The organism is Kitasatospora sp. NPDC059599, assembly GCF_042735125.1.
GTDB lineage: Bacteria > Actinomycetota > Actinomycetes > Streptomycetales > Streptomycetaceae > Kitasatospora.
Window position 1 is genome coordinate 1 of the sequence record NZ_JBHWCL010000018.1, and the last position, 11,062, is coordinate 11,062.

An 11,062-nucleotide genomic window follows, 5' to 3' on the forward strand; every position below is an offset into this window, starting at 1 on the left:
GTGCCGGTGCCGGTGCCGGTGCTGGTGCTGGTGCTGGTGGCGGTGGTCTTGGTGGAGGTGCTCTTCTTGCCGCCGGTCTGCTTGGGGGAGTGGCCAGCGCGGGCGGAGGGGGCCTGACGGGCGGGCTCGGCCTGGGCGGGTTCGTCGGCGCCCTGGTCCTGGTCCTTGCGGGCGGAGTCGAGGCTGCGGCGCAGGGCGTCCATGAGGTCGATGACGTTGGTGGCCTCGGGGGCGGGGCCGGTGGAGACGGCGATCTCGCGGCCGGCGAGCTTGTCCTCGACGAGTTTCCTCACCTGTTCCTCGTAGGTGTCGTGCCACTGTTCGGGCTGCCAGTCGAGGGCGAGCATGCCGATCAGCTGCTCGGCGGTCCTGACCTCCTGCGCGGAGAGCGTGACCTTCTGCGGCAGGTTGTCGACCTCGCGGTGCGGGTCGCGGACCTCGTCGGCGAAGTGCATGGTGTGCAGTTCCAGGATGCCGTTCTCGGAGCGCACCGCGGTGAGGTACTCCTTGCCGCGCATGGCGAACATGGCCAGCCCGGCCTTCCCTGCGTGTTCCAGGGCCTTGACCAGCAGGGCGTAGACCTTCTGGTACTCCTGGCCGCGCGGGCCGAGGTAGTAGGTGCGGTCGAAGAAGATCGGGTCGACGTCGGCGAGGTCGACGAAGCCGGCGATGTCGATAGTGCGGGAGCGGCCGGGGGAGATCTGTTCGAGTTCGTCGGGTTCGACGATCACGTACTCGCCGTCGGTGACCTCGTAGCCCTTCACGATGTCCGCGAATTCCACCTCCTTGTCGGTGCGCTCGTTGACCCGCTTGTTGCGCACCCGGTCGGATGTGCCGCGCTGCAGCTGGTGGAAACGGACGTCGTGGGACTGCGTGGCGGTGTAGAGGGCCACGGGCACGGTGACCAGGCCGAACGTGAGCACTCCGGTCCACATGGGTCGGGCCATCGCAGGGCCTCCTTCGCCGAACCGGTACCTGCCACCGCTCGCCGGGGACGGGTCACCGCCAGCGTCGCCGTGCCGGAGGCGGACCGCACCCGGGGATGGGCCAGCGGGCGTCGCCGCCCTACCGGGCCACTCGGAGCCACACGGCGACGCCCTACCGGGCGCCTGTACGGCTGCCCGGTTGGCCAAACCACACAGTCCCCCGCTGCGGCCGCGGGCGGTCGGTCAGCCGGCCCGGCCGCCGTGGCCGTCGTCCTCCAGCTGCCGCAGCCGCTCGGCCGTCTTCTGCAGGGCCTGGTGTGCCTGGGCGGCCTGGGTGCGGGCGCAGTCGTGGTCGGTTTCGGCGGTGCGGAGCCGGTTGTCGGCTTGGTCGAGGGTGTCGCGGGCTTGGTCGTGGCGTTGCTGGGCGTGGAGGAGTTCGCCGGCGGTCTGGTCGGCCTCGCTCTGGGCGCTCTGGCGGGCCGATCGGGCGGTGCGTAGTTCCCTGTCGGCGGCGTCGGCCCGCTCGGCGGCTTCCCGTTCGGCTCTTTCCGCCGCGGTCACCGCCGCTTGGGCTTCTTTCCGTTCGCGTGCCCGTGCCCGTGCCCGCTCGCGTTCGGCGCGGGCACGGGCGGGCGCCGGGTCCCGGTCGTCCGGGGGCGCGGCGCAGGTGCGGTCCGGGCGCCGTTGCGCCGCCGGGCGTGCGCGACGCGCTGTCGTATCCGGGCCGGCTGCGGCGCCGGGCGGGACATCTGTCTGTCCGGCCGCTGTGCCGCCGGCCTCGCCGAGCCCCGCTGTGCCGCCGGGCCCGGTTGCGTCGGTGATGGTGCCCGGCCACAGCGGCGGGTCGAGGGCGGTGGTCAGCCGGCCCTCGGACAGGGCTCGGGCGGCGTCCGGGTCGGCGAGGGCGGCGGACAGCGTGCGGTCCAGGTCGGCGGTGGCGTTCGCGCCGAGTGGGTGACCGGCGGCTCCCGCGTCCTGGCGGGCCTGTTCGGTGAGTGCCTGCACCAGGCGGCGGCGTTGGTCGGCGAGGGCGTGCAGCTGGTCGCCGACGAGGTGGTCCTGGGCGTCGCGCAGGGCCTGGCCGAGGTCGAGGAGCTGTTCGACGGGCTCGCGGTGCTGGTGGGCGAGGAGGTTGGCGGCCCAGGCGGCGAGGGTGGGCCGGTGCAGGGCGCGGATGCGCTTGGCCAGGGGCGGGTCGGTCTTCTTGACCTCGTGGGCGCGCGCGTTGCGGGCGGCGGTGAAGTCCGGCGGCGCGAGGGCGTAGAGCGCGTCGGCGATCTCGTCGACTCGGGCGGGCTGGCCACGTTCGGACTCTACGACGTTCCCGGCCCCACGGCCCCCGCCGGCAGACACCTCGGGACGGAGCGGTGACGAGCAGCGGACCCGCTGCCCCGACGGCCGCTGCTGGACCAGCCGCCACTTCGGCCTCGCACCCCGGGCGCACGCGCTGCGCGTGGTGTGCTCCTGCGGGTGGAACGGCCCCGCCCAGCGAGTCGACCTGGACGGGACCGGGAGGTGGCCACGAGCGCAACCGCCTGCACGGAGCCCCAGCACAGCTCAGCTGCCAGATGATCGTCCTGCCGGACCCGTAAGGCCTTCCGGCTGGGCCGCTCCTTCGAGCGGCCCAGCCGCGCCCTGTCGCATGGCCGGGTCGTAGGCCGGTCAGCTCTCGCTGTCGTCCAGCGTGTGCGGTTCGTCCCGGTCGCTACCCGGCTCGGGTTCCTCGGGAGCGGCGACAGGGGCGAGTGCGGCGTGGTTGCACGCCCAGGCCTGCGGGGTCAGGGCCGAGGCCAGGTCGGTGTAGTCGGGCAGGGCAGAGGCGACGTCGATGCGGGCCCGGGCCGCCGCCCGGGAGGCAGCCAGGAACGCCTGGAGGTCGAAGCCCGGTGTCGTCCTGGCCATGTTGGCCAGCGTCCACACGGCATCAGCCCGGGCTTGCGTGGTCGCCCTGGAAGCGGCCAGGACCGCGGCGAGGTCGACGGTGGGGTGCGCGGCTGCCCTCGCGGCGTCCGCGAGCACCGAGGAGGCGTCGAACCCCGACACGGTGGCGACATCCGTCGAGCTTGCAGGCCTGCCCTGCTGCCCGGCGTTGTCGGCGGTGCCGCGCCTACCCTGGGAGACGAGTTCGCTCAGGACCTCCTTGTGGAGCGCTGCCAGGGCGTCAGCCGTGGGCTGGTCCTGCAGATCGGGAGCGGATGGATCCCCGGAGGACAGCAGCGTCGGCACGCCCTGGTCCCCGTCCCCGCCGCTGGAGAACAACAGCTTGATGTGCCAGACACAGGCGACGCCTTCCAGCCCTCGCCCGGCAGCCGCCGCGAGGCCGTACAGCAGCCAGGTCGTCTCGGCGGTGTACCAGACCTCCTGGCCGATGCGGTGGCCGACCGCCTTGCCGGTGCTCAGCAGCGTGGTGCGCGGGGCCGTGGTCCAGGCGTTCCACTCCACGGGGTCGCCGCTCGTGGTGATCCCGGCAAACCCCGGCGCGGCGCGGTGCGAGCCGAGCGCGAGGCTCCCGATCGTGGTGGCCATCGATTCCGAGCCCAGGTAGCGCTTCGCGTCCGCGTCGGCGGCTGAACCGTTGACGGGCGTGGTGAAGGCGGTCACGACCGCGTCGAAGTCCTTCAGACGCTTCAGACGGTCGGCACAGTCCCCCAGGTCCTGGTCCATGGGAAAGCGGTAGGCGGTGCCGTCACCGAAGTCCTTGGTGTTGTTCGTGACGAAGTGCACCTCCTCGTCCGCAAACTCCCGCAGGAACCCAAGGACCGTGAACCAGATCGCGGCGTCCCGCGCACCCTCCGCCCGCTTCTCGCCCTGCTTCGCCGGCGGCAGCGCAAGCGCCTCCCGGGACAACGCCTTCAACGCAGCCCCACCCGAGGTCGGCACCACCTCGAAGAGCTCCGAATACAGCGCCCGCCAGTGCTCCTGGCACGCCTCCAGCTCCAGCACCGGCTCCCCGAACGCATCCGCCGGCCGCCACGGGGCCATCTCCCGCAACGACTTGAGCGCCGACACGGTCGCCTCACGCTGCGCCATGTAGTCCTTCGCCTTGTGGGCGACAAGTTCTTCCAGGACCGTTCCCGGGATGCCGACCCTGTGCTGTCCCGATGCGCGCAGGGCGCGCACGATGTCCGCCCGCGGGCTCCTCGGATCGATGCGGTTGACGGCGTTCGTATCGAAGATGATCATGTGGGTCCCCTCCCGCTTCCTACCGGGCGACATCCTTCCGCATGTCCGCCTGCCTGCCCACAGGCCAGCCAGCAATGCCCAGTGATGGCGACCGCTGTCAGGTTCTCTGCCCGGACGACGTCGGCGGGCTGATGCACACCCGTTCCCCCTGCAGACCACGGGGAGTAGCGTCCGGCCATGGTCACCTACACCTCCTCCCAGGACGCGTGGAACGCGCTGCGCGGGGCCCGCTCAGCGCCGCCAGGTCTGGCAGTCGATCTTCTGCCGGACGGCGATTGCGGCCCGTCGCGGCGCGAGGTCTTCCGCGCGGCGCTGGAACAGGCCCAGCAGTTCTTTCAGGCGGCGGACGCGGTCGGGCCCGCGACACAGCCGCTGCCGCTGTTCTATGGCCTGAGCCAGGCAGGGCGGGCGATCGCGGCAGCCGCACGGAGCCTGCCGGGCGAGGAGTGGAAGCTCAACACACACGGCATCAGTACGGAGAACGAAGCCGCACCGCTCCTTGAGGTCCGGTCGACCACCAGCCGCCCCGACAGCCGGGGAAGTTTCACGCGTCTCTCCCGCGCTCTCAAGTCCCCGGTGTGGTGGAAGCCGAAGCAGAAGGCGGACGGGGAGGGGGGAGAAGCGAGGGAACGAGGAGACGGGGCGATGGCCTTCGCCGATTTGTGGACTTTCCTGCCCGTCAGCAGGGACATTCCGCTCTTCGATGGCGCAGCGGAGCAGTTGGCGCCGCTCATCGTCGACCACCGCAACCTGCACCCGGAACCGCACCTCCAAGGAGGCATCCGCATTGGAGGACTTCCGGCCCGAGTTCTCGACGCCCCCGACAGTGAGGCCGCACTCGATGCCTACCTTGCCCGCTTCCCCGGCACGCGAGGCCCGGACATCAGCTGGTGGCCCCGCGAGGGCGAGCAGCGCCTTGTCCGGTCCTACGAGAGGGAGGCGGACGGGTCCGGCTCGATGGCAGTGGCGTTCCACGCGCCCGACGGCCGCGCCCTCACCCGGGACGGGTACCTCGACCGCCTGCGGCCGATCACCCGGCGCCACGACGGCGACTGGTACTTCACCCCCGCGATCGGGGAATCGACGCGCGGCATCCACCCACTGATGGCCTGGTGGGCGGTCATGCACGCCCTTTCCAACCTCGTCCGGTACCAGCCGGCCGAGTGGGCCCGCCACATCGACGTCGACGAGAGCGTCCACGCGGTGCCCATCGAGCGGCTCCTGGTGGAAGCCCGACGGGTCCTGCCCATCGTGATCGCCGAGACCCTCGACGAGGTCGCCACCTGACCGGTTCGGCCCTGGCTCCTCTGTCGCCGACCGCGGAGGCCGAGCCCGCCCGCCAGGCCCGGCAGACCGCCGTCGCTGCCCGTCCGTCAGGCCCAGGATCGGAGCAGGCCGGGGATGATGAGGCGCGGTTGATCGACGCGGGTCGGCTGGGGCGCGGCGGTCATGGTGGCCGTGCTGCCTGCCGCTGCTGTGGTTCAGTGGCTGGGGGCGGCGGTGCGGCCGGTGGTGAGGGCATCGTTCATGGTCTGGGCGAGGGGTCCCGCTGACCGTCACACGCCGGGCTGCGGCGCCCGCGGATCGCGGCCCCGCAGCCCGGAGTGCTTCCTCGGCAGATTCCGTCGCCCCGGCCGTCCGGAGACGGCCGGTGGCGCCGGCAGGATCCCGGATGGCCCCGGGGAGTTGCCGGATCGGCCACCCGGGCGTTGTCCGGGTGGGTACGGTCCCAACGGGATGGCCACGCGGACGGGGTAGGACATGGGCGAGAACAGGCACGGCGCTGAGCGGATCGGCGCGCTGATCGCCGCTCGCCGCCGGGAGCTGGGACTGTCGGAGGAGGACGTCGCGCAGCGCCTGGCCGCGCGCCGGCTGCGCCCCGACGCGCACCGACGTGTGGCGCTGGGAGACGGAATACCAGGGCCGTACCCCCGGCCCCTATTACCTGCCGCACGTGGCCGCCGTCCTGGATCTGGACGAGGGTCGGCTGCGCCGCGCCCGCGCCGCCTCGAAGGCGGCCCGCGCCGCCCGGTCTACCGCCGCTGCGGCGCGGCCGGCTGCCGACGTGGTCGCCGAGTACCTTCCGCCGGACACCGCGTTCGCGCCATGCGGGACCACGACGGGGCGCACCGTCGGCCGGGCGGATGCGGAGGCCCTGCTGGCCCGGGTGCACGGCCTGCGCCTCGCGGATGACGTCCTCGCCGGACGCGATCTGGCGTCGATCGTCGCCGCCGAACTGGACGCCGCCATCACGCTGCACAACTCGACCTGCCACACCGAGGCGGTCGGCCGGCGCCTGCTCGTCGCCGTCGGCGAACTCGCCCAACTCGCCGGATGGGCCGCCAGAAGGGGCCTCCGTGATAGCCGGGTATCCGTGTGGGATGTGCGTCCGCGTCCTTGATCACGTGGGTCATCATGCCGCGTTGCCCTCTGGCTGACGGACCAGATGGCCGTCGACCTGGCGGCGACGCCCGCGAAGTGGTTCACCACCGGGGCGGCCGCCTGTCGTCCGTGACGCTCGTTCAGGTGGCTGCCCGGCCCGGCCGGTGACCGGCGGCGGGCCATTCGAAGCTGCTGTCAGGCAGGGCACTCCCCGTCGATCGCCACGAGGGCGGTGCCCTGTCCGTACGTTGCCTGCGCTGACTCATTCGGGTTCTGCGGATGCGTCAACTCCTGTGCTGGGAAGGCACTAGCATGAGCCGCCTTAGCACCGAGGAAGGGGCCGCGTGCAGGGGATCGGAGGTTTGTGGCGGATGCTTCGGGCTCCGTTCGCGAGGCGTTCGAAGCCGCTGCCGGAGCCGGCCGGCACGGACCGGGCCGCCTGGACGGACCCTGAAGCACGGCAGGCAGACTGGGACACCGAGCTCGTGAACAAGCTGTTCCACGAGGCGATAGGAGGGGACACCGCCAGGGCGGTGAGCTTGGCCCGCCAGGCTGTCCGCGAAGGCCAGGAAGGTGCCGTGGCACAACTGGCCGTGTACCTGGCCAGGGCAATCGATCTCTCCTATGCGGAGCGTCTTGCGATGGTGGCATTGGAAGCCGGTGCGACCGAGTGCCTGGACGCTGTTGTGGACGTCTTCGAAGAGCTTGGTCACAGCGATAGAGCCCAATTTCTTCTTCGCGAGAAGGCCCGACGTGTGGATTACCCGTCACCGGAGGCCTTGCTGGAGGAGTTGGAGGAGTTGGACAAGCTCCCGAGCGTGCGGGACGTGATTCTGCGCGCGGCGGACCAGGACAGGGCAAGTCCGGAGGTGCTGGCGGTAGCGAGCCCGGCCCAGGCCGACGAAGCCATCGACGAGGCTGTCGCGCCTGATCTTGCCGTGACAGCCGGAATGAGTGTGGATCTCGCCATGGCCAAACTGTTCCTCCGTCTTGGGTCGCCACCTGAGCCGACAGCGCTCGAATACGCGCCCTCATCGAGCGGCGGAGGGGGTACGACGTCGTGAGCACGGACGAGCACGACCGTTTCCGAGTCCGGCCTGCGAATAGCGAGGACGCCATGATCTCCGCGGCCATGGGGATCGCCGCACGGTGGGGCGAGGTACTCGGGCCGGAGAAGCTGGAAGTTGCCCTGAAGGCTCTCGAACCGCAGCTCAAGCGCGAGCACGCCATTGCCCTGAAGCGACTGGACATGCAGCAGGCTGACCTCGACCGGCAGGCGCAGGAGGCACGCGAGCAGCGTGCCGACCGTCGGTACTTCGCCGGGCTCATCGTCGGCGCGACCGTGGCTGTCGCGATGCTCGGCGCGGGCGTGTACGTGGCCAAGGACGCCTGGTGGCTCGCCGCTCTCCTGTGTGGGCCGAGCCTCCTGGCGCTGGCGAAGATCTTCGTGCTTCGTCGTAGCGATGCCGGGGACATGAGCGCGGTGGCCCTCACCGCACGGGGCGCGACACAGGCGGCCCAGCAAGGGCAGGCAGTTCCACCCACTCAGTAACCACCGGTGCTCCCATCCTCGCCTGGGCCGCAGCGAGCCGCGGCCCGCCGGTGCAGAGTGCCGGCGACACCGAGAAACAGCTCGTCGCAGTCCTCGACGCCCTAGCCACCGCCGAGCACCTCGTGTACCGCCCCGGTCCCGCCGCGCCGGGTCGGGACCGGCGCCCGCGTCACCACGGGGCGGAGCCGTCGCATTCGTCGTCATGACCGTTGAATCCGGCTGCTCCTGCCCGGTTACACGCCCAAGTCCGAGCCCTTGAAGACGACCTCGCCGCAGCCCGTACGAGCCTGCGCAACATGATCCGCAACGAGAACCGCACCCGGTGACCACCCACCGCAACGAGACACCGCCGAGGCCGTTAGCCTGTTGCGGGGACGCACCAATGTCGAGGGAGGGCGACCATTTGGGGACCACACTGCAGCAGCAGCTCGACGGCCTTCTGGACCGTGCGCTGCCCGACCAGAACCCGGGCCCATGCCCGGCCGATGCCACCCCACAGGCACGCTATGAACACCTGGAGGCCACCAGGCTGCACCTGAGCCAGGCCCTGGCCGCCGACCTGGCCCTGACCATGCGCATGGCCGATGATCTCCTGCCACTGCTCGCCCTCGACGACAACCTCACCAGCCAGCTCGCCTTTCCCCTGATAGCGGCGCTCGGACGCCGCCCGGTCCTGACCCACCTCATCGACCACGCCCGCACCGGCAGCTGGCCGACCCGCGCAGGCGCCTGCGCGGCCGCCTACTGGGTCAGCGTGTGGCGCCCGACCACCCGGCGCGACGAGATCATCGCCACCGCGCGCAGCGGCACTCTGCCCGTCGAACAAGCCCGCACCCTTCTACTCCAGGACCAGCAGCACCCCAACTGGCGCCCCAACGACCACATCAGCGACCTGTGGCCCCACCTCTGGAAGGCAGCAGCCGAGACCTTCGTGCACTGCCAGGACGACGAGCTGCGCCAGCGGCTCCAGACTGCCTTTCCGCTGGACGCGGACCGCTACCCGCCCGAACATAGTCCGCTGCTGGGCCAAGCCCGTCTGATCGCCGAGGACAGGTCCCACCTCTTCGACCGCCTGCTGACGCACCGCACCGGCTACGGCATCGCCATCTGATCCGCGCTGACAGCTCACTTCCAGAGCGAACCCGCAAGGCGAGGCCATGTGTGCTGCGGGTCAGGGCGGACGAGTCGCTACCGTGGCGCCGACCTCGGACACCGGAGCGGGCCCGGGTCCGGGGCCGGTTCTACAAGGCCACCCCAAGGGCCTCCAACTGCCCTGTCCAGGAGCGTTCTTTCTGATCAGGGTGGGATGGTGTGAGCTGGGTTGATCAGTTTGGCGTTCGCGGCGGATGCTCGCCTGCAAGGGGGCGGATTGCCGGGGACATGGTCAATCACCCGGCTGCGGTACGGCCGTGAGCTGGGGGTTTGTCGGGTGGGCGGGATGGGTGATCAGGTCTGGTCACGTGTAGTGAGTGGTGGTCAGGTTCGTTGAGTATTGGAATGTGCTGAGCCGGACCGGGGCTCACCAGTTGCGGGACCGCGCCGCCGCCTACCGGCGCTTCCTCGATGCCGCCGTGCTGGCTGGCCTCCACATCACCTGGCTGTCACGAGCCTGTCCGTGCCGACGCTGGGCCTCTCCGCGGAGCAGATGGACCAGGCAATGGACTTTTTCACTACCGCGCAGCGCGCCTTCGTCATCGCCGTCCGGGAAGACCTCGGCTACACCGCCCGCTGGTGGCAGCTGCTGCGCAAGCGCAAGGAGAAGCGCTACCGCCAGCGCGGGGAGTTCGAGGCCGGCCTCCGCTGACCGGGACGCGGGTCAGAAGATCGGGGCGGGGCCGTCCGGGGCGATGAACCGCGCGCCCATGTTGTCGTTCGGGTTCAGGTAGACCAGTGCGGTGAACCACAGCGCCGCCGCCTTCGGGTCGCGGCGCCGCAGCAGGTCGGCGTAGGCGAACAGCAAGCGGTGCGCGGGGCGGTTGTCGAGCTCGCTGTAGAGCAGCACGTCGGTGAACGGGAAGGGCAGCGACTGCTGGAGCACGCACACCCCGGCCCGCGCCCACTCCAGCGCGGCGTCCAGGCCCTCGGGGTCGACGTCGCCCTGGTCGTCCTCGTTGTCGCCGAAGTCGCCATCCCCTTCGCGCAGGCCCGCCAGCTCGTAGGCGATCGTGGCGTAGGCGACCAGATCCCTGGGGCGCAGCTGGCGGTCGCTGATCGTCACCGACACCTTCTCGTACGCCGCCTCGTACGCCTCGCTGCTCTCCTCGTCCGGGGTCCAGACCCGTTTCATCCGCCAGGACTGGCGCACCGGCAGCTTGGCGATCCGCTTCTCCAGCTTCGACAGCTAGTCGCCGGCCTCGCGGTGCTCGGCGTAGAAGTCGGCGGAGTCGAACTCGTTGTACTCCGGGTCCTGGATCCAGGCCAGCAGCGGCCGGTCCAGCTGCGCGAGTGCCTCGGCTGCCAGGCCGGACGGCACCAGCCACGGCAACGTGCCCTCCAGGCTCTTCTCCACGGTCTTCGGGTCCTGGCCCACGGTCCTGTCGTCCATGCCGGGGAGTCTTCAGGACGGCGCCGCACCGCGTGCCCGAAGCAGCAGAATTCACCGCCACGGAGAGCGCGGCGGTGTAGGAGAAGGCTGCCGGCCGCCACCCGCAGGTGACGGCTTCCAGCGCTTTCTCAGGGCCCCGGCAGCCTACCGCCGACCAACGCGCCAGCCCGGCCGGGACGGCCCGCTACGCCCACTCCATCCCCCGCTTCAACCCGGCTCGTAGGGTGCCTGAACAGCGAACTTGACACCCCATCAGCCGGTCCTACTAGAGTTTCCCTGCACGTCTGTAGCCCACAATCTGGGCCGCCCTGCCCCGTGCCGCCTCCGGCGGCGGGATCATGTCACTCCAGTAGGCAGCCGCCCCGGCTCAAAGGGGCGTTGGACTGCGCGGTGAGTACTTGCAGACGGCTCTTCCTGGGCGGACGACCGATCGACTGGATGCCCACAGGGGCCCCTCTTGTTTCGGTGACCTTG

Annotated in this window: 11 protein-coding genes; 6 read left to right on the forward strand and 5 right to left on the reverse strand. The window is 71.0% G+C overall.

Going from position 1 to position 11,062, the window contains the following annotated elements; genetic code table 11:
* The 3 genes from ACFV04_RS09450 to ACFV04_RS09460 form a co-directional block, all read right to left on the reverse strand.
* The coding region (locus ACFV04_RS09450) for a Ku protein (protein WP_380527910.1) at nucleotides 1-947 on the reverse strand (947 nt) is incomplete at its 3' end.
* Nucleotides 948-1,169: 222 nt separating this feature from the next.
* Entirely contained in the window at nucleotides 1,170-2,279 is a 1,110-nt protein-coding gene (locus ACFV04_RS09455) for a hypothetical protein (protein ID WP_380527913.1), read from the reverse strand.
* Nucleotides 2,280-2,588: 309 nt separating this feature from the next.
* Entirely contained in the window at nucleotides 2,589-4,109 is a 1,521-nt protein-coding gene (locus tag ACFV04_RS09460) for a PIN domain-containing protein (RefSeq protein ID WP_380527915.1), read from the reverse strand.
* A gap of 177 nt (nucleotides 4,110-4,286) precedes the next feature.
* Here ACFV04_RS09460 and ACFV04_RS09465 point away from each other — a divergent pair, with 177 nt between their 5' ends.
* The 6 genes from ACFV04_RS09465 to ACFV04_RS09490 all read left to right on the forward strand — a co-directional run bounded on the left by ACFV04_RS09465 (nucleotide 4,287) and on the right by ACFV04_RS09490 (nucleotide 9,847).
* Nucleotides 4,287-5,396, forward strand: coding sequence for a YaaC family protein (locus ACFV04_RS09465; protein WP_380527917.1), 1,110 nt, complete (start codon nucleotides 4,287-4,289; stop codon nucleotides 5,394-5,396).
* A 667-nt stretch (nucleotides 5,397-6,063) separates the two neighbouring features.
* Complete coding sequence (locus ACFV04_RS09470) at nucleotides 6,064-6,510, forward strand: hypothetical protein (RefSeq protein WP_380527920.1); 447 nt, start codon at nucleotides 6,064-6,066, stop codon at nucleotides 6,508-6,510.
* A 466-nt stretch (nucleotides 6,511-6,976) separates the two neighbouring features.
* A complete protein-coding gene (locus ACFV04_RS09475) occupies nucleotides 6,977-7,555 on the forward strand; it encodes a hypothetical protein (protein WP_380527923.1) in 579 nt (192 codons plus the stop codon).
* A complete protein-coding gene (locus ACFV04_RS09480; protein ID WP_380527925.1) occupies nucleotides 7,552-8,043 on the forward strand; it encodes a hypothetical protein in 492 nt (163 codons plus the stop codon). Before ACFV04_RS09475 ends, ACFV04_RS09480 begins: the two co-directional genes overlap by 4 nt.
* Nucleotides 8,044-8,446: 403 nt before the next feature.
* Nucleotides 8,447-9,154, forward strand: coding sequence for a hypothetical protein (locus tag ACFV04_RS09485; RefSeq protein WP_380527928.1), 708 nt, complete (start codon nucleotides 8,447-8,449; stop codon nucleotides 9,152-9,154).
* 546 nt (nucleotides 9,155-9,700) lie between these two features.
* Complete coding sequence (locus ACFV04_RS09490) at nucleotides 9,701-9,847, forward strand: hypothetical protein (protein WP_380527931.1); 147 nt, start codon at nucleotides 9,701-9,703, stop codon at nucleotides 9,845-9,847.
* Between the two features lie 12 nt (nucleotides 9,848-9,859).
* Here ACFV04_RS09490 and ACFV04_RS09495 read toward each other — a convergent pair whose 3' ends face one another.
* Both ACFV04_RS09495 and ACFV04_RS09500 read right to left on the reverse strand, forming a co-directional pair.
* A complete protein-coding gene (locus tag ACFV04_RS09495) occupies nucleotides 9,860-10,330 on the reverse strand; it encodes a hypothetical protein (protein WP_380527934.1) in 471 nt (156 codons plus the stop codon).
* Between the two features lie 54 nt (nucleotides 10,331-10,384).
* The gene (locus ACFV04_RS09500; protein WP_380527936.1) at nucleotides 10,385-10,588 is read right to left on the reverse strand and encodes a hypothetical protein; all 204 of its coding nucleotides are present in this window, start codon (nucleotides 10,586-10,588) and stop codon (nucleotides 10,385-10,387) included.
* Between the last annotated feature and the right edge of the window lie 474 nt (nucleotides 10,589-11,062).